The sequence below is a fragment of the Rossellomorea sp. NS-SX7 genome (assembly GCF_052828565.1).
The window spans coordinates 371,632-389,056 of record NZ_CM128249.1 but is presented as its reverse complement, the minus strand read 5'-3'; the positions used below and the strand labels follow the sequence as shown (position 1 = coordinate 389,056).

Genomic DNA, 17,425 nt, shown 5'->3' with positions numbered 1-17,425 from the left:
GATATATTATTAGGTTACATTTTCAAGGTTAGTTTAGCTACGCACTCCACATGCGCAGTCTGCGGAAACATATCCACCGGCTGTAAATACTCCACCGTATATTCCTTCTTTAAATACTCAATATCCTTCGCAAGCGTAGAAGGATTACAGCTCACATAAACAAACTTCTTCGGCTTCACTTCCTTGATCGTATCAAGGAACTTCTGATCACAGCCTGTTCTCGGTGGATCGACAACGACCACATCAGGTCTCCAGCCTTCCTTCTTCCACTTCGGCATGAGTTCTTCTGCACTTCCGACGAAATATTCGGCATGGTCGACTCCGAATCGCTTTGCGTTTTTCTTAGCGTCGTCGATACCTTCTTTAACGACGTCCATTCCACGGATTTCTTTCGCTCCATCTGCAAGCCAAAGTCCGATGGTACCTACACCGCAATATGCGTCTACAACCTTCTCTTCACCCGTCAGCCCCGCTGCTTTTTTCGCTTCGTTATAAAGCTTCGAAGTCTGGATCGGGTTCAGCTGGAAGAATGCACGTGCAGAAAGCTCATATGTGAACTCATCCAGACGTTCTTCGATGCTTTCTTTTCCGGAAAGATGAATGGTTTCGTCTCCAAAGATGATACCCGTTTTCTTCGGATTGATATTCTGTGCGATTGAAACGACTTCTGGAAGACGTTTCTCAATCTCTGAAATCAGTAAATCCTTGCGCGGAATCTTTTTCTCTGTCGTAACAAGTACCACTTGAACCTGTCCCGTTTCGAAACCGACACGAGTCACGATCGTTCTCAGGATCGGCTTCTTCTTTTTCTCGTCATAGACAGGGATGTTGAAATCGTTGATGATCCGCTTGATTTCGGTTGTGACTTTGTTCGTTGCCGAGTGCTGCACGATGCATTCGTCGATGTTGATCAGCCTGTTGGAGTTCATGCTGTAGAGACCGGCGAATGCTTTTCCTTTATGGGATTCCACTTGGAATTGGCTCTTGTTCCTGTAGTGCCATGGGTTGTCCATGCCAATTGTCTGACGGACATCCAGTTCGTCCAGATTCAGTTTCGTATGCCGCTCAAGCGATTGCAGGACGATATCGCGCTTTGCTTCGAGCTGACCTTCGTATGTAAGGTGCTGAAGCTGGCAGCCGCCGCATTCTTCGTAGACGAGGCAAGGTGCCTTCGTACGTTGCGGTGACTTCTTGCGGATCTTCTTGATGCGTGCTTCGGTGAATTTCGGGTGCACCTTGGTGACTTCGACGACGACTTCTTCGCCAGTCAACGCACCGGGCACGAAGACGATTTTCCGTTTAAAGAAACCGATGCCCTCACCGTTGATGCCGATCTTTTTTATCGTAAGAGGAAACTGCTGTTTCAGCTCTATCTTCACTTCATTTTTATTAGCGCTGCGTTTATTCTGGTATTGCTTTTTCATTGGTTCACGTCCGTTCTATTCGATACTTCTCCATAAATACAGGGATGCATAGCTTAAATAAGGATGCCACGGCGAGCTGAATTGTTCAAGCTCTTCCTGGGTGGGCTTCCGGTCCATGTTAAATAAGATTTTGATGGCGTTCTGGATGCCGATGTCGGCTGTCGGGAAAAGATTCGGGCGTCCAAGTCCGAATAACAGATAGCTCTGTGCAGTCCACGGTCCGATGCCGCGGATTTTTGTCAGTTCTTTGATGATGGCTTCGTCCGTTTCGTGAGCAAGTGCCTCCAGGTTCAACTCACCGCTCGCGACCTTCTGCCCGAGGCCGATGACGTACTCCGCTTTTCTTTGTGAAAATTGGAGTTCCCTCAGATCTTCAACCTTCAGTGATGCCGTTTTTTCTGGCGATGGATAAAACCAGACGCCGTCCTTCTGCCAGCCATAAGTTGTGACGAATCGATGCGTGAGCGTGAAGGCAAACTTCAGATTGAGCTGCTGATGGATGATGCTTTTCACGATACTTGCAAACGGGTCGAATTCAAGGACGATCGGCGTTCCCGCATGCTCCTCGAAGATCGGTTTGAGCTCTGTTTGCAGGAAGTGTTCGTGCACGTCATGAAGTCCTTTATGCCATTGAAAAATCTCTGCGATCCGGCTGTGTTTCTTTTCAAGATGTTCGTCATTTTCAAAGGTGATTGTGAACTCGGGCTCTTCGGTCGTGCCGACTGCCTGCACCTTGATAACTTCTCCCTCTCCGTTCGGCAAATAATATGGAACCTTCACACTGCGGTCTTCCCCATCTACTGCATTCAACGGATCCAGCGAAAGCCTGTCCAGCACCCTGTCGAAATTATACGGCCCTTCAATCCTAACATTCCTCGTTACCATCATCCTCATCCCTCCGCGTCAAAACTCGTATGTGTATTATAGCATATGGCGGGTGTAACCCTTCAACGTTGTGTTACGTCTATTATGGTAGAATCAGGTAAAAGGGGCTGGTGGAGTTGAAAAAAGTACTGACTGTGGGTTTACTGCTGGTGTTACTGACTGGCGGGTGTGATCAGTCTGGGGATCAGGTTGAGGTGGAAGTGGGAAAACCTGTCGCGGACTATGAGCTGAAAGAAACGGATATTGTGAATACTCATGGGAATGTAAAGAATCTTGACCGATTCGAGGAATTTTATAAAAACGTGAAAAACGGAAAGAAAGAACATATCCGGGTTGTTTTTTATACAGACGAAGGAGACCCGATCCTGCATGACATCAGTTACGATGGTGGTACAGTATTCAAATCAGTAATGGATACAAGAAGAGATAAGTTCGGAAAAGGGAACATACACACCTCTACCTGCACTAGTATCGAATATACGAATGGTGAAATGGCTGATAACGTGTACAGACTTAAAGATTGCGGTAATGATAATCCTGAACTCATTATCCTTTGGTACTGATTCATTAACGCACCAAGGGACGGGCCTTTAGCATCTAAAGGCCCGTCCCTCCTATTTCATTGCCGGATGTTCGTCGAGGCTCTTAAATGTGTATCCTCGCTTTTTTAGGTCCTGAATCGCTTTTTCCAGTGCATCTGCGTTGTCCTTTGAGACCGTATGCAGCAGGATGATCGCTCCCGGATGAATCTGTGCCATGATGTTGTCGTATGAATATTGCCATCCGCGCTGTTCATTTGTTTTCCAGTCGACGAATGCAAGTGACCAGAAGACGTGGCGATACCCTTCCTGCTGGGATATTTGCAAGGTGCGCTCGCTGAACACGCCTCTAGGCGGGCGGAGATATTTCATTTCTTTCTGCCCTGTCAGTTCGGCCGTCTTCACCTTGACTTTCTCAAGTTCCTCGCGAATCCGCTGATCGGTCGTCGCGGTGAAATCAGGATGATGCCAGGAGTGATTCCCGACGATATGCCCTTCTTTCACCATTCGTTTCACGAGGTCCTCTGCACTCAGCAGATAATGTCCTGTGACGAAGAACGTCGCCGGGACTTTTTCTTTTTTTAGAACATCGAGCACCTTTTCAGTAAATCCATTTTCGTAACCGTTATCAAATGTGAGGTAAACATCTTTTTTCTCGGGGGAACCTTTGTAAAATGCCCCGTATTTCTCAAGCAGTGCATCGTGTGCAGATCCCGCTTCCGCAGGCACTTCATTGCGGCTCTTTTTAAAGCCCCAGCCGATTGGATTATTGGATACGGCCTGCGCATTTGCTGGCAAAATCAATACGAACAGGGACGCAATCAATAGGATTTTCAGTAACTTGGCCATAGTAACCTTCCTTCTCATTCTTTTTCTTTAGTTTTTGAGAAGTTGAACGTTTCATGCTTACTAAAAGTATCCAAATGAATGATGGCGTGAAAGTTAAAGCGAAAAGTATCCAAGACACATATTGATTTATGAGCAAATATCCCCATAGATGATCGATGATTCAATTATATGATCGAACTACCGATTTTCCGACGATATCAGACAAAACAAAAACGGCTGACAACACAATAGCCAGCCGCCATTCAAACCTACTGAAAAGCCTGATATTCCTCAGAAGCAAGTTCCTTCAGCTTCGATTCATTCTTCTCGATGAATTTCTTTACCGCTTCCTCATCATTCACGTCAGGAAAGTCCTTGAACTCATCTTTCAGTTCCTTTTCAACCTGCTGCCTCGTCACATCTACCTTGGAATCGTCGACCGTGAACTGGAACCCTTTTGCATTAGGCACTAAAAGCGCAAGATAAATGGCATTATAATAAAAGTTCTGCTTATCAACGTTTTTTCCATTGAACCAGTACTCGTTCAATTGTTCCTGGGATATCTCAGAACCCTCTTCATGTCCATATGTAACCTTGATCCGTTCACCGGACAAATCAAGCTCCTTCACGGTTTCGCCGCCGGCAAGATGTTGAACGATGCTGTACACTTCATTATTGTCCCCTACATAGGTCCCGGTCATTTCCATTAATTTTTCTATATTTACATTGTCGATGGTCTTGATTTTCACTTTGTCGGCAGGTTCACTGCAGCCAGCCAGAACCAGTGCCGCTAAGACCATCATGATGATGATTAATTTTGTCCTTTTCATACGATCCCTCCACTACCACGTAGTATACTGGATATGGCGTTTTTTGGAAAGTTCATTCCATATTCTTTGCTGATTAGTTTACACCAATTTCACATTTAAAAACGCAGCGAGTAGTGAAACACTCTGCGTTTGCATACCCACTAAATAAAATAGTCAAAAATCACAATGACCACCCAGAATACAAGTAGAATGCCACTGGAAAGTGCGGTAATGATATATTCCTTTCTTTCACGGTCAAATTTCCACTCCATAAAAGTCCTGAAGCTGAACAACAGAAAAAAAACAATCGGTACCAGTGCTCCGGGTCTAAAGACTTCAAATTCGATATTGAATAAGATGATGATTGATCCGATCACGATTAACGCTTCAATCCATACTTGGAAAGGGTGCACCGGCTTATACAATGCTCCTTCCCTCTTGGGAACGTTCAACTTTTTCCTCAGCCATCGGTCGGCTAAAAAGCCCAATCCTATCATCACCGCTAAAACTGCGAGCAGCATTATGAAAAAAATATCAAAAAACATATTCTCCTCCTATCAGAAGGACAGCCGCTTCACTGTCCGGAACTCCCGCCGGAATCACGATGACTCCCCATCGAATAATTGGAGTCTTCCCCTGGCTTCGCACCCGGATTGATGCCCGGCAGATGGTCATCGTTATTCCTCTTCTTCCTCCGCACATCAATCAGGTAAGCAAATATCAAGATCCCCGCAATCATGATCCAAAACCACCACATATTCGTCGCCCCCTTTTTATAAAGCTATGTATGAAAGGGTTGATTACCCCTTTATCTTCCAAGTCAAACACCGAAGTACATGCACTCACAGACCGTAGGGTATTAAAATGCAACATAAAACGGATGTGTTGTTTCATCCAGGCAATACCTGATCCGCTCGCGGAAATTCGGGAATGTGACCATCTCAAGCGCTTCATCAATCGGAAAATAACCGACTTCAAGGCTTTCTGATGATGTGGTCGGGGTACCTCCAACAGGCTTCGCTAAAAATAGGGTATTGCAGATGGACTGTTCCACATTTTGAAAAATGCCGCAGAATTTTGTGATCTCGACTTCAATCCCCGACTCTTCCCATGTCTCGCGGATGGCCGCTTCCTTCAGCGATTCTCCTTCTTCAACTTGGCCGCCGGGCATTTCCCAACCCATTCTCGGACCCTTGATCAAAAGCAGCTTGCCCTCGTCATTCAGGACGATGGTGGCTGCGGAGACGATATGTTTTGGCGGTGTATAGGTATGTGAATCAGAACTCATTTTACATTCTCCGTTCTATACTATTTTCGTAAATAACAACCTAATTTTACCATACATGATTAGGTAAATGTCCGAAATTTCCAATAATAAAAAAAGTCTCGTGCATACACACGAGACTTACCTGACCTATTCTTATTTAAAAACCGGCTCCTTAAACTGCGCAAGCTTTTCCAATGATGACTTATCCACTTCTTCATGAAGTGAATTCCCGTGGGAATCCATCGTCACGACCGCAGTGAACCCTTCAACATTCAGATGCCACATCGCTTCAGGGATACCGAACTGCATCAAATCAACACCGTCTACACCCTTGATACAATCAGCATAGTATTGAGCCGCTCCGCCAATTGCGTTCAAGTAAACACCGCCGTGCTCCTTCAAGGCAGCAAGCGTCTTAGGACCCATTCCGCCTTTACCGATGACCGCACGGATACCGAAACGCTTCATGATGTCTCCTTGGTAAGGCTCCTCACGAATCGACGTCGTCGGTCCAGCCGCTTTCACGTGCCAGTTGCCTTCATCATCTTTCAGCATGACCGGACCGCAGTGGTAGATGATTTGACCGTTCAGGTCCACTGGCGCATCGTTGTCACTTAGATGTTTGTGGATGGCGTCACGGCCAGTGTACATGCGGCCGTTGATCTGTACGACGTCTCCCACTTTCAACTCGCGGATTTGTTCTTCCGTGATCGGCGCTTGAAGCGTCACCACATTCGGCTGTTCACCGGAATCAGCAGCCGCTGTTTCAAGCTCAGCCTCGGACCCTTGAGTCAGATCAATCTTATCGCCTTCCTGATAGAACCACTCAGCGATACCGCCATCTGCACTCAGCTTCACACCAAGGCGTCTGAATGCCCAGCAGTTATACGCAACCGAAACGAAGAAACTTGCAGGGATGCGGTTCATCACGCCGACCTTACAGCCAAGGAGTGTCGTTTCCCCTCCGAAGCCCATCGTACCGATACCTAGTTCATTCGCATTGTCCATCACATATTCTTCTAATTTACGAAGATCTTCATTTGGATTCACATCATCGACTGAACGGAATAGCTGTTCCTTCGCGAGGTCATATCCTGAAGAACGGTCTCCACCGATGCCGACACCGATAAAGCCTGCGCTGCAGCCCTGCCCCTGCGCCTGGTACACAGAATGCATCACGCACTTGCGGATTCCGTCTAAATCACGGCCCGCTCTGCCTAGCCCTTCAAGCTCACAAGGAAGGCTGTACTGGATGTTTTTATTTTCACAGCCGCCACCTTTCAAGATCAGACGCGCGTCTACATAACCCTTTTCCCATTGCTCAAACTTGATAACAGGCGTACCAAGACCCAGGTTGTCCCCTGAGTTCGCACCAGTCAATGAATCAACAGAGTTCGGGCGAAGCTTGCCGTCTTTCGTCGCCTGAACCATCGCCGCATAGATCGCTTCTTTGATTTGGAGCTGATTCACACCGACAGGAGTTTTTATTTTAAATGTAGGAAGACCCGTATCCTGACAAATCGGAGATACATTGTCATCCGCCATCTTTACGTTATTCGAAATCGTATCAAGACTCATCGCCGCTCTCGTCCCCGCGTTCTCACGCTCTTTTGCAGAACGAATCGCCCGGCGCACATCCTTTGGTAAATTCGTAGATGTCTCCACAATCAAGTCATACATACTTTGCTGCAATGTCTCTTTATTCATCGTTCTTCCCCTTTCCCCTCTAACAATCGAATTGATCAAACGATTCATGATTTTCACCCATCATTATACTCCTATAAGATTCGGATTGAAAGGGATTTCACACATGAAACTCCTTCTGGAAATAACAGGACACCTCATCCTCATGGGTCACGGAATACCCATTCCTTTCATAAAAACGGATGGCATCCGCCCAGTGCTTATTCGTCTCCAGGATAAGCCTGCATGCCCCAAGGGACTGTGCCTTATTTTCCAAATGGACGAGCATCCGACGGCCGAGACCGTGCTTCCGATATGTCTTCAGAACCGACATCCTCACTACTTGGAACGTATCATCGGACTCTCTTCTGATTGCCCCCGTACAGATCATTCTATCTCCGTCCATCCCTACATAAAATAAATCATCACCCTGCATGTACTCCGTCCATATATCATGGATATCCGGATTGAGACTGTGGTCGATGAAGCCGAACCGTTCGAAGAACCCGGCAAGGATGACCTGTTTCGCTTCCGGACACTGTTCTCTTTTGATTGCTTGGATTTGCATATGTATCTCTCCCTTTTATGTGAACCATTGTTAAGTATTAGACTTTTAACGGAAGATTCCTTCATTAAAATCTGATTAATACCGACATGGTTCATCATTTTCCGGGAAATATCGATAGAGTGCCTTTTTGCGGGTGCCTGGAATAAATCGCCCGGATTGTGCCTGGCACCACGTGGATGGTTTGTGCCTGGCACAATATGGCCCGATTGTTCCTGGCACAAATCATTGGAAACGTGCCAGGCACCAAACACTGTATCCGAGCCTGGCTCAATTACCCCAATTTGAGCCCGGCTCAAAACCATTGAATCGAGCCTGGCTCAGCGAACACAAACCTAAACAAAAAAGAGCCCCACACCAGGACTCTTAGTTTTCACTCTTCTTAAACTGTTCGCACTTTGTCTCTATATCATCGATCATTGAAATCAAACGATCGATATCTTCTACATCAGCCTGCTCGGGATCGATGGAATCTAACACATCGACAAACAGATTCAAACGCTGTTTCAGGTAATCAACCTGCGAGTTCTTATCGTTTACTGCTTTGCCCAACGAAATCTCTCCTTTCATACCTATCTTATGGTAACCAATAACTTTCGGATTGACAAGGGGTACTCAGTTTTCAATAATGAGGTAGTGACTTATTTAAAAGGAGTTTTTACTATATGAAACCAACTACTCTCCCCAAGAAAATGTCGATTGAGCATGATCCTTGGGAGGCTTATCTGGATGTTGAGGAGCATGGCGGCATTACGCTTTCCAACATCGAATTTACGACGACGACGCTATGCAACATGCGCTGTGAACACTGTGCCGTCGGCTACACGCTGACACCGAAGGATCCGGAAACGCTGCCGATGGATACCGTCTTTAAGCGTCTTGATGAAATCACAACACTCCGTTCTATTAGTATAACCGGCGGTGAGCCGATGCTTTCAAAGAAATCAGTGGAACATGTTGTGCTCCCTCTATTGAAATATGCGCACTCCAGGGGCGTACATACACAGATCAACTCGAATCTGACACTCGACCTTGACCGCTACTTATTAATTGCCCCGTACCTTGATGTTTTACACATCTCCCATAACTGGGGTACGACGGATGAGTTCATCGATGTCGGTTTTGCCAATATGGAAAGAAAGCCTACTAGAGAACAGCGTCAGAAGCTGTTTGACCGCATGATTGAAAACAGCCGGGCTCTGTCTGAAGCAGGTGTACTTGTATCAGCCGAAACGATGCTGAACAAGAACACACTCCCATACCTGGAAAAGATACATCGTCAGGTCGTCGATGAAATGAAGTGCGGCCGCCATGAGATTCATCCGATGTACCCTTCAGATTTCGCTTCAAGTCTTGAAACGCTGTCACTCGATGAAACCCGTGAGGCCATTAAAAACATCCTGGACTTCCGCGATGAAAGCGTGTGGATGCTATTCGGTACGCTGCCGTTCTATCCTTGCAGTTCATCCGTGGAAGACCGCGAATTGTTAAAGCAACTGTACGCTGCCAAAAATGTGAGTGTCCGCAACGATCCGGACGGCCGCTCCCGTTTGAACGTCAGTATCTTCACAGGTGATGTCATCGTGACCGACTTTGGCGATACACCGCCGCTCGGCAACATCACGAATGATTCCCTCCCTGACATCTTCGATAAATGGCAGGAACAGGAGCTCGCCAAGGAATTGAACTGCCACTGCCCGGCAGCCCGCTGCCTGGGACCGAACGTACTGGTAAAGTCTATGTATTATAAGGACGTCGATTTTTCTAAGCGAAAAGCTCTGATCGAACGTTGATTATATGGTCCAGCTTCCGTTTGAAGCTGGGCATTTCTTTTTTGGTATGCTTGTTAAATTAAGGTCACCATTTTGCGAAAACATTTTTTGATTATCGAAGTAATAAAATAAGTCTTTTAGCTAAAACCAAGTAGAAAACGTCTGAAAATAACGGCTTACCTTTAAATAGAAAATTTATTTCCATTGATAAAAAAGGTCAACCTATCGTTTTCCATTCTTTTTGATTTTTTGCGCCGGTTTCTTGATAATTGCGCTTCTTTTTCAAGAATTACGCCAGTTTGAGGAAAATTGAGCCACTTTTATAAAATTGCACCAGTTTCTCCATAATTGCACTACTTAGAGCCATTATCGAAACGTCAGCCTAACAATTGCACCCACACAAAAAAAACACCCCGGAACAGAGATCCGAAGTGTTTTCATTTAACAGCCTTTTCATCGATTTGTGCTGATTCACGGGCCGCTTTCTCAAATGGCTGCTCACTTAAACCGTAGCGTTTGATTCTCTCTGCATAATACTTCGCCCTTCTCGATCCGAACCAAATTCTCATTGCTGTCGCTAAGACCAGAACAGCTCCAAAAAGTAATAAATATTCCATATGAGTATACCTCCTTTATTTAGAGTATTCTGAATATTATAACATATGAACGAAAAAATGAAAAGAATATGACCGAGATAATCATATTCCACCTTTCGACACAATCTAAACATTTTCCCGAAATAATTTATTAAAGCCTCCCTCTCGACGGGTGAACGTGTCGAAAGGGAGGCTTTGTTCGATTGACTTCCTTTTTATCTTGGTACTTCGCTCGCCATGAATCCAAAATGGACGTGATCCTGGATAGGGATCCATGCCCCTACTCCTTGGGAAGTGACGTTCTTAACAACAATCGAGCGCTTTGTCCCCTTCATTTGCAAGTAGACTTCACCGTAGGTCACTTTCCCTTTTTCGTTGATGGCTGGTGCGTAGGCGTATAGATAGCCCAGGCGTTTCGGTGAGATGTTATAGACCTGGTTCTTTTTCGTGCCTGCCCCGACGATCGTTTGGAACGCAAGCGGCAGCTGCGAATTGTCCATCGCTTTGATCATCATCATTTTTTCCACGTCGTCAGCGTGAGGGACTTTTGCCGTCAGACCGCCTTTGACGACTTTCTGTGCTTCTTGGACATAATGGATTTGGTAGTTTCCTTTTCCACCGCGGTTATCATAGTAATTCGTATTGATTTTTTGATATTCCCAGTTGGGGGATGTCTCAGTTGAAGAGTAATTCAACGGCCAATCCCCTAAATAGATAGTTGCGCGTAATCCGATGGTCGGCGCCTTGTTAATGGAAGATTCATTTAGAATGCGGATCAGGTTCGGGTTTTCGATTTTCACATTGGAGGTATCCAAAAGTTCCTGTGTGAATTCACTCGGCTGCAGATAAGGCTGATCCTGCGTGGAATTCGGATATGTGTTTTCCTTTGCAATGTTCAAAACGGAATTGGGAATCGATACTTTGGCCGAATCCGCTTCTTTTTTCGGAGCGGGATTCTTTTCAGCGTGTGTGCCGGAAGCGGCAACAAAAAATGCGAGAATGAACATAAGAACAGTACGCATTAGTTTCATTGGAATAGACTCCTTTCAACTTTAACTTAAGGGTTTGCCCTTAGTTTTTTCCTAGTTGCAGGAGCTTATCCACGAAAAAATAAAATCTCTTAACTGAAAGAATATTTACAAAATTCGATAAATATTTTATAATGAAATTACCTGGAGGGTTGTCAGACATCCTAACATGCTGACAGTTTTTCATAAGTAATTCCTATTTCCCAAAAAGAAGCGGTGTCCATTTTCGGACACCGCTTCTTTTTATCCAGGTCTTTCATGACATCAGTCCACAGTTTGCGACTTGATCGTGACTGCTCGAATGAACACGATTTTTTTCTCAAATAACCTAAACCGGGAAGGAATCTCCTTAATCCTTTACAAAAGATAAAACCCGATTCCCATAATAAAGTAAGCAGCCAGCAAGGTAAGTCCCTCAAACCAGTTCGTTTCTCCATCATTCGAAATGATGATCGTGACGAGAACTGCCGATACCATTGCAACAAGCTCCGGCAGCGTAAAGACGAGCGGCATGCTCGTTTCGAAGAATAATGAAATGAATACGAGCACCGGGGCGACGAACATGGCAATCTGTAAGGTGGAACCAACTGCGATTTCGACAGCGATATCCATCTTGTTTTTATAAGCCATGATGATGGCGGATGCATGCTCCGCGGCATTCCCGACGATTGCGACGATGATCACCCCGATGAACAGCTCGCTCCAGCCGAATGCAGTGCCGACTTCTTCAAACGTATGCACCAGGCTTTCCGATACATACGCAACGGCAGCCGTGGAAGCCGCCAGGATGAGGAGTGCCTTTCCTTTACTCCATTCCGGCTCTTCTTCATGAGCGTGCTCTCCATTACCCTCACCATGCTGATAAACCCCGCGGTGCGTCACGAGCTTGAAGAAAAGAGCGAATAAGTAGAGAGCGATCAAAATTCCCGAGACGCCGAGGCTCATGGTCATGGTAGCCGCTTCATCCATTTCCTGCGCGAATACTTCGGGAATGACAAAAGCGACGATGATCGCAAACATCAGAAGCCCCGAATTGTGGCGCGCATCGAACACATTGAATTTCTGGCGTTTAAACTTGATTCCCCCTACGAAGAAGGAGAGTCCCGCCACCAGCAGGAGATTTCCGAGAACCGACCCTGTCAGTGATGCGAGCACGACGCCAATCAGACCTGCTTTTAACGCAAAGATAGAAATGATGAGTTCAACTGCATTCCCGAAGGTGGCATTCAATAGTCCGCCGATCCGGGGTCCTGAAATCACAGCGAGGCTTTCCGTCGCCCTTCCCATATAGCCTGCAAGTGCAATGATCGTCACGCAGTAGACAATAAACATCATGACGGTCGGCCAGTGAAGCAGATTTCCGATGACCGATAATGGAACGCCTGCCAATACAAGAATCAAGAAGATTTTATTCACAGCGCAGTCCTCTTTTCCTGAGAATATTTGTTAGGTCCCTTACTAGTGTATGGGGGTGGAAATTTTTTTTGCAAAGAAACTCATGAAACCATCCAGAAAAGACACATTAATAGATAGAACTTTTTCAGGAGGTACTTTTCATGACAAACACGTTGAAAGATAAAGTGACCGAGCTGTTTTCCCACCACAAAGTCGGAACGCTCGCGACCATCCGCGACAACAAACCATATTCACGCTTCATGATGTTCAACAATGATGACCTTACTCTTTATACGGCCACGAATGAGCACGCCCATAAAGCGGAGGACATCTCACAGAATCCGAATGTCCATATCCTGCTCGGCTACGACCGCGATTCCGATCATGAGCATTATGTAGAGATAGAGGCGAAGGCATCCGTTGAGGAATCGGCCGAACTTAAGCAAAGATTCTGGTCGGAACAGCTCAAGCACTGGATCACAAGCCCTGACGACCCTGAATACATGCTCCTCAAACTGAGCCCGGTCACCATTCTCTACTATGAAAAACCGGGAAAAGAGCCACAGGAACTGACGCTTTAGCACAGTGAGGGACGGGCTTTTAACACGTTAAAGCGGTCTGGGACGGGCCTTTATTTACCGACTGATACCAACATATTCCACATTTCACACTGGTTGAAACCTAAAAAAAGACGGGCCATCAGGGGAAATCATTCCCCTGATGGCCCGTCCCTCGTTGCGTCAGTGCGTTACTGCGCTACAAGTTCAAAGGTTTCTTCGATTTTGATGGAGTCTTGGACGGATTGGACCATGGAACAGTTTTTACGGGTAAGCTTCATGGCTTTTTCGATTTTCTTTTCGTCCAGGTTCTCTCCCTTGATTGTGAAATGGAGTGAAATTTCTTCCACACGGTTCGCTTCCTCTTCATTTCGGACGACATCCGCTTTGATATGGATATCTTCAAATTCGATGCGCATTTTCTCGAGCACCTTGCGAAGGACACCGCCGCTGCATACAGCTACAGACGATACGAGCAGCTGGAATGGACGGAAGCCGTACTCTTCGTTACCGGACACCTCCAGCTTGCCAAATCCCAAATCAGAATAAAATCCGCCTTCTTGCATCTTGAATTCCATATTCCTCATCCTTTCTCTTCACATCATGATTTCTCTAAATTTTACTCTATCCGGTCCCCATTGCCAAACAATCGAATCCGGGGTACCATCGAATAAGGAAATTTACTAGTTTAGGAGTTTTTGCATATGAATCAATCGCTATCATTCCGCTTCTGGGTACTGGTGGCCATCGTTGCGATTTCAGGCTTCTCCCAGGGGATGCTCCTGCCGCTGATCGCAATCATCTTTGAGCAGGACGGCCTCTCCTCCTCCTTGAACGGCCTGAACGCCACCGCCCTCTATATAGGGATCTTACTTGCTTCACCTCTGATGGAAAAACCGCTTCAGAAAATCGGATATAAACCGATGATCATCATCGGCGGAATCATCGTCGCACTGTCACTCTTTTTATTTCCATTATGGAAATCGTTCTGGTTCTGGTTTGCGCTCCGATTATTCATCGGTATCGGCGACCATATGCTGCATTTCGCCACCCAGACGTGGATCACGTCGTTTTCACCGAAAGAACATCGCGGAAGAAACATATCGATCTACGGGGTTTCATTTGGAATCGGGTTTGCTGTCGGTCCTTTGATGGCTCAGCTGATCCAAATCAGCCAGGCGCTGCCGTTCATGATTTCCTCTGCCTTGAGCCTGCTCGTCTGGAGCTTCGTTTTCAAACTGAAGAACGAATACCCGGAGCAGCAAAATGTAGGCAGTGTCTCGTTCCTTGGATCGTTCCAGCGTTTCGGGAAAGTCTTGAAATTTGCTTGGGTCGCGCTTCTTCCTCCGCTCGGCTATGGCTTTCTTGAAGCATCGCTTAACGGAAATTTCCCGGTATTCGCCCTTCGAAACGGAATTTCCGTCGAAGCCGTCTCAATCCTGCTTCCCGCATTCGCTGTCGGAAGTATCATTTCGCAAGTACCGCTCGGTGTGATGAGTGACAAATACGGCCGGCAGAATGTACTCCTGGTCGTCATGATGATTGGATTCCTTTGTTTTACCGCTGCAGGTTTCGTTTCAGAATCGACGATCGGTTTATTCACCTGCTTCACTCTTGCGGGCATGGCGGTCGGATCGACTTTCTCTCTCGGAATCAGTTATATGACCGATCTCCTGCCCAAGGAATTGCTTCCTGCCGGGAATATCATGTGCGGCATCTTCTTCAGTTTCGGAAGCATGATGGGCCCGTTCATCGGAGGAATCGTAATCGAATGGTTCAGCGGACCAAGCTTTTTCTATCTGATCAGCTTGATGATGCTCCTGATTTTTGTGAGCCTGCTCACCTTTTCCCTGCAAAGCAGGCGCCGGGAAGTCACCCAAAATTAATCTGCACAAAAGCCTTTTCTTTCTCATATAGATATGGTACTATCAGATTATAATAATTATAAATTAAGATATTATTTAAAAAGTCCATCCCAACCACACATAGATTTGCTGTCATCCTTAACAGGTGGCAGCTTTCGTCGTTTTATAGGGATAATGACGTTGATTATTATTCTCAATTAGAAATCCTTATTTTCAGTTAAACAAAAGGAGGAGTACCATATGAGCTCACAATCCAAAGCCCTGTCACTCGGAAAACCAAAAGAACAAATCAACTTTCTTGAAAAAATAAAGCCCCATGCTGAATTGATTGCAGCACTCATAAGCGGTGTGTTCATATTACTCGGGTGGATATACTCAAATGGCGACACGGACACCCTCAGTGTCATCTTCTATCTGCTTGCATTCGTCATCGGCGGATTCGCAAAAGCGAAGGAAGGAATCGAAGAAACGATCGAGAACAAGGAACTAAACGTCGAAATGCTGATGATTTTTGCAGCGGTCGGTTCAGCCATCATCGGCTATTGGACGGAAGGCGCGATTCTCATCTTCATCTTCGCAGTCAGCGGAGCGCTTGAAACGTATACAATGAACAAAAGCCAAAAAGAAATCTCCGCGCTAATGGAAATGCAGCCCGAGGAAGCCTGGCTTGTGACTTCTTCCGGTGAAAAGAAAGTCCATGTATCGACGCTTGATATCGGTGACCACATTCTGATCAAACCCGGTGAGCGCGTACCGACTGACGGAGTGGTCGTAAAAGGAGCGACATCCATTGACGAAGCCGCTATTTCCGGTGAAGCGGTACCCGTTACAAAAGCTGCAAGCGATGAAGTATTCGCCGGGACGGTCAATATCAACGGTGCCATCACCGTCGAAATGACAAAGCCGAGCAGCGAAACATTATTCCAGAAAATCATCGACCTTGTGCAATCGGCCCAAAGCGAGAAATCACCTTCTCAGCTGTTCATCGAACGCTTTGAAGGCACATATGTCAAAGTGGTGCTTGCCGTGGTCTTCCTGATGATGTTCCTCCCTCACTTCCTGCTCGGATGGAGCTGGACTGAGACATTTTACCGCGCCATGGTGCTGCTTGTTGTCGCTTCCCCTTGCGCACTTGTTGCATCAATCATGCCGGCAAGCTTGTCCGCCATCTCAAACGGCGCACGGCACGGGATCCTTTTTAAAGGCGGCGCCCATCTTGAGAACCTGAGCAACCTGAAAGCCATTGCGTTTGATAAAACAGGGACACTCACGAAAGGGAAACCTGTCGTGACGGATATACTTGTGGCTGAAGAATTTGACGAGCACGACATCATGACTGTCATTGCTTCCATTGAGAATCAATCAAATCACCCGCTCGCCCAGGCCATCGTCGGTCATGTCCGCAAAGAAATGAAAGCCACTCTCTTTCAGCCGGATTCCCTTGAAGACGTGTCAGGCTGGGGTGTCAAAGCCGTGGTCGATGGTTCCCAATGGAAAATCGGGAAAGCTGAATTTGTCGGAAAAGAACTCGCCGGCAATTTCATGAATGGTGCATACAGCGGACTCGCATCAGAAGGTAAAACAACGGTATTTGCCGCGAAAGATGATGAAATCATAGCGTTGATCGCACTCAAGGACGTCATTCGCCAGGAAACGGTCGAAGCCCTCGAACTACTGAAAAAAGAAGGCGTCGAAACGATCATGCTAACCGGTGATAACGAGAAAACAGCCCGTGCCATCGCCAAAGAAGCAGGCGTCACATCCCTGATCGCTGAATGCCTCCCTGAAACGAAAGTGGAAGAGTTGAAGAAACTGAAGAACCACTTCGGAACGGTGGCCATGGTTGGTGACGGAATCAACGATGCCCCTGCCCTCGCAACCGCAAACGTCGGCATCGCAATGGGTGAAGGAACTGACGTAGCTCTTGAAACGGCGGACGTCGTCCTGATGAAAAACGACCTCACCCGTATCGCCGAAGCGATCAAACTATCGAAAAAAATGAAGCGTATCGTCCAGCAGAACGTCGTCTTCTCGATCGGCGTCATCATGATCCTGATCGCTTCCAACTTCCTGCAGATCCTTGACCTTCCATATGGAGTCATCGGTCATGAAGGTAGTACGATACTAGTTATTTTAAATGGATTGCGTTTGTTGAAATCTTGATCACTAAAAAACTCGCCTGGATGACCGGGCGAGTTTCTTTTTATTTATG

General features: G+C 46.4%; 19 protein-coding genes. 5 read left to right on the top strand and 14 right to left on the bottom strand.

Translation table 11 applies throughout. From position 1 onward, the window contains the following. Positions 1 to 14: 14 nt before the first annotated feature. Positions 15 to 1,424, bottom strand: a complete 1,410-nt coding sequence (gene rlmD, locus ACUXV2_RS01830) for a 23S rRNA (uracil(1939)-C(5))-methyltransferase RlmD (protein ID WP_446245366.1) — start codon at positions 1,422 to 1,424, stop codon at positions 15 to 17. A 15-nt stretch (positions 1,425 to 1,439) separates the two neighbouring features. Then, on the bottom strand, positions 1,440 to 2,309 hold the full coding sequence (locus tag ACUXV2_RS01825) for a DNA-3-methyladenine glycosylase family protein (protein ID WP_446246980.1): 870 nt from the start codon (positions 2,307 to 2,309) through the stop codon (positions 1,440 to 1,442). 116 nt (positions 2,310 to 2,425) lie between these two features. Between ACUXV2_RS01825 and ACUXV2_RS01820 the strand changes: the two genes are divergently transcribed. After that, a complete protein-coding gene (locus ACUXV2_RS01820) occupies positions 2,426 to 2,872 on the top strand; it encodes a DUF4362 domain-containing protein (protein ID WP_446245365.1) in 447 nt (148 codons plus the stop codon). A gap of 51 nt (positions 2,873 to 2,923) precedes the next feature. Here ACUXV2_RS01820 and pdaA read toward each other — a convergent pair whose 3' ends face one another. The 8 genes from pdaA to ACUXV2_RS01780 form a co-directional block, all read right to left on the bottom strand. Beyond that, positions 2,924 to 3,697 (bottom strand): delta-lactam-biosynthetic de-N-acetylase, encoded by a 774-nt coding sequence (gene pdaA, locus ACUXV2_RS01815; RefSeq protein WP_446245364.1) that lies wholly within the window; start codon positions 3,695 to 3,697, stop codon positions 2,924 to 2,926. 248 nt (positions 3,698 to 3,945) lie between these two features. Next, positions 3,946 to 4,506, bottom strand: a complete 561-nt coding sequence (locus tag ACUXV2_RS01810; protein WP_446245363.1) for a DUF4825 domain-containing protein — start codon at positions 4,504 to 4,506, stop codon at positions 3,946 to 3,948. A gap of 140 nt (positions 4,507 to 4,646) precedes the next feature. Further along, complete coding sequence (locus tag ACUXV2_RS01805) at positions 4,647 to 5,030, bottom strand: DUF4181 domain-containing protein (RefSeq protein ID WP_446245362.1); 384 nt, start codon at positions 5,028 to 5,030, stop codon at positions 4,647 to 4,649. A gap of 29 nt (positions 5,031 to 5,059) precedes the next feature. After that, positions 5,060 to 5,242, bottom strand: coding sequence for a hypothetical protein (locus tag ACUXV2_RS01800; protein ID WP_446245361.1), 183 nt, complete (start codon positions 5,240 to 5,242; stop codon positions 5,060 to 5,062). Between the two features lie 102 nt (positions 5,243 to 5,344). After that, the gene (locus ACUXV2_RS01795; protein ID WP_446245360.1) at positions 5,345 to 5,773 is read right to left on the bottom strand and encodes an NUDIX hydrolase; all 429 of its coding nucleotides are present in this window, start codon (positions 5,771 to 5,773) and stop codon (positions 5,345 to 5,347) included. A gap of 132 nt (positions 5,774 to 5,905) precedes the next feature. After that, positions 5,906 to 7,459: a fumarate hydratase gene (locus tag ACUXV2_RS01790; protein ID WP_446246979.1), complete on the bottom strand. Its 1,554-nt coding sequence runs from the start codon at positions 7,457 to 7,459 to the stop codon at positions 5,906 to 5,908. Positions 7,460 to 7,556: 97 nt separating this feature from the next. Beyond that, positions 7,557 to 8,003: a GNAT family N-acetyltransferase gene (locus tag ACUXV2_RS01785; protein WP_446245359.1), complete on the bottom strand. Its 447-nt coding sequence runs from the start codon at positions 8,001 to 8,003 to the stop codon at positions 7,557 to 7,559. A 363-nt stretch (positions 8,004 to 8,366) separates the two neighbouring features. Beyond that, positions 8,367 to 8,552 carry an SE1561 family protein gene (locus tag ACUXV2_RS01780; RefSeq protein WP_446245358.1) on the bottom strand — a complete coding sequence of 62 codons (186 nt, stop codon included), beginning with the start codon at positions 8,550 to 8,552 and terminating at the stop codon, positions 8,367 to 8,369. A 113-nt stretch (positions 8,553 to 8,665) separates the two neighbouring features. On the opposite strand from ACUXV2_RS01780, the gene yfkAB reads away from it, so the two are divergent. Continuing rightward, positions 8,666 to 9,793 carry a radical SAM/CxCxxxxC motif protein YfkAB gene (yfkAB, locus tag ACUXV2_RS01775; RefSeq protein ID WP_446245357.1) on the top strand — a complete coding sequence of 376 codons (1,128 nt, stop codon included), beginning with the start codon at positions 8,666 to 8,668 and terminating at the stop codon, positions 9,791 to 9,793. Positions 9,794 to 10,209: 416 nt separating this feature from the next. Here yfkAB and ACUXV2_RS01770 read toward each other — a convergent pair whose 3' ends face one another. From ACUXV2_RS01770 to cax, 3 genes are all read right to left on the bottom strand, one after another. Continuing rightward, positions 10,210 to 10,389: a hypothetical protein gene (locus ACUXV2_RS01770; protein ID WP_446245356.1), complete on the bottom strand. Its 180-nt coding sequence runs from the start codon at positions 10,387 to 10,389 to the stop codon at positions 10,210 to 10,212. Between the two features lie 194 nt (positions 10,390 to 10,583). After that, a complete protein-coding gene (locus tag ACUXV2_RS01765; protein WP_446245355.1) occupies positions 10,584 to 11,399 on the bottom strand; it encodes a YfkD family protein in 816 nt (271 codons plus the stop codon). Between the two features lie 354 nt (positions 11,400 to 11,753). Then, positions 11,754 to 12,812: a calcium/proton exchanger gene (gene cax / locus ACUXV2_RS01760; protein WP_446245354.1), complete on the bottom strand. Its 1,059-nt coding sequence runs from the start codon at positions 12,810 to 12,812 to the stop codon at positions 11,754 to 11,756. Between the two features lie 140 nt (positions 12,813 to 12,952). Between cax and ACUXV2_RS01755 the strand changes: the two genes are divergently transcribed. Beyond that, positions 12,953 to 13,372, top strand: a complete 420-nt coding sequence (locus ACUXV2_RS01755) for a pyridoxamine 5'-phosphate oxidase family protein (protein WP_446245353.1) — start codon at positions 12,953 to 12,955, stop codon at positions 13,370 to 13,372. Between the two features lie 167 nt (positions 13,373 to 13,539). On the opposite strand, the gene ACUXV2_RS01750 is transcribed toward ACUXV2_RS01755, so the two are convergent. After that, positions 13,540 to 13,926 carry an OsmC family protein gene (locus ACUXV2_RS01750; protein WP_446245352.1) on the bottom strand — a complete coding sequence of 129 codons (387 nt, stop codon included), beginning with the start codon at positions 13,924 to 13,926 and terminating at the stop codon, positions 13,540 to 13,542. Between the two features lie 126 nt (positions 13,927 to 14,052). Here ACUXV2_RS01750 and ACUXV2_RS01745 point away from each other — a divergent pair, with 126 nt between their 5' ends. Both ACUXV2_RS01745 and ACUXV2_RS01740 read left to right on the top strand, forming a co-directional pair. Beyond that, entirely contained in the window at positions 14,053 to 15,234 is a 1,182-nt protein-coding gene (locus ACUXV2_RS01745; protein WP_446245351.1) for an MFS transporter, read from the top strand. A 219-nt stretch (positions 15,235 to 15,453) separates the two neighbouring features. Continuing rightward, positions 15,454 to 17,376, top strand: a complete 1,923-nt coding sequence (locus ACUXV2_RS01740; RefSeq protein ID WP_446245350.1) for a heavy metal translocating P-type ATPase — start codon at positions 15,454 to 15,456, stop codon at positions 17,374 to 17,376. The last annotated feature ends 49 nt before the right edge of the window (positions 17,377 to 17,425 follow it).

What these genes read in the sequence shown, in the direction of transcription:
- rlmD (WP_446245366.1), bottom strand. Translation starts at nt 1,424, where the DNA reads ATGAAAAAGCAATACCAGAATAAACGCAGCGCTAATAAAAATGAAGTG.
- ACUXV2_RS01825 (WP_446246980.1), bottom strand. Translation starts at nt 2,309, where the DNA reads ATGGTAACGAGGAATGTTAGGATTGAAGGGCCGTATAATTTCGACAGG.
- pdaA (WP_446245364.1), bottom strand. Translation starts at nt 3,697, where the DNA reads ATGGCCAAGTTACTGAAAATCCTATTGATTGCGTCCCTGTTCGTATTG.
- ACUXV2_RS01810 (WP_446245363.1), bottom strand. Translation starts at nt 4,506, where the DNA reads ATGAAAAGGACAAAATTAATCATCATCATGATGGTCTTAGCGGCACTG.
- ACUXV2_RS01805 (WP_446245362.1), bottom strand. Translation starts at nt 5,030, where the DNA reads ATGTTTTTTGATATTTTTTTCATAATGCTGCTCGCAGTTTTAGCGGTG.
- ACUXV2_RS01800 (WP_446245361.1), bottom strand. Translation starts at nt 5,242, where the DNA reads ATGTGGTGGTTTTGGATCATGATTGCGGGGATCTTGATATTTGCTTAC.
- ACUXV2_RS01795 (WP_446245360.1), bottom strand. Translation starts at nt 5,773, where the DNA reads ATGAGTTCTGATTCACATACCTATACACCGCCAAAACATATCGTCTCC.
- ACUXV2_RS01790 (WP_446246979.1), bottom strand. Translation starts at nt 7,459, where the DNA reads ATGAATAAAGAGACATTGCAGCAAAGTATGTATGACTTGATTGTGGAG.
- ACUXV2_RS01785 (WP_446245359.1), bottom strand. Translation starts at nt 8,003, where the DNA reads ATGCAAATCCAAGCAATCAAAAGAGAACAGTGTCCGGAAGCGAAACAG.
- yfkAB (WP_446245357.1), top strand. Translation starts at nt 8,666, where the DNA reads ATGAAACCAACTACTCTCCCCAAGAAAATGTCGATTGAGCATGATCCT.
- ACUXV2_RS01770 (WP_446245356.1), bottom strand. Translation starts at nt 10,389, where the DNA reads ATGGAATATTTATTACTTTTTGGAGCTGTTCTGGTCTTAGCGACAGCA.
- ACUXV2_RS01765 (WP_446245355.1), bottom strand. Translation starts at nt 11,399, where the DNA reads ATGAAACTAATGCGTACTGTTCTTATGTTCATTCTCGCATTTTTTGTT.
- ACUXV2_RS01755 (WP_446245353.1), top strand. Translation starts at nt 12,953, where the DNA reads ATGACAAACACGTTGAAAGATAAAGTGACCGAGCTGTTTTCCCACCAC.
- ACUXV2_RS01750 (WP_446245352.1), bottom strand. Translation starts at nt 13,926, where the DNA reads ATGGAATTCAAGATGCAAGAAGGCGGATTTTATTCTGATTTGGGATTT.
- ACUXV2_RS01745 (WP_446245351.1), top strand. Translation starts at nt 14,053, where the DNA reads ATGAATCAATCGCTATCATTCCGCTTCTGGGTACTGGTGGCCATCGTT.
- ACUXV2_RS01740 (WP_446245350.1), top strand. Translation starts at nt 15,454, where the DNA reads ATGAGCTCACAATCCAAAGCCCTGTCACTCGGAAAACCAAAAGAACAA.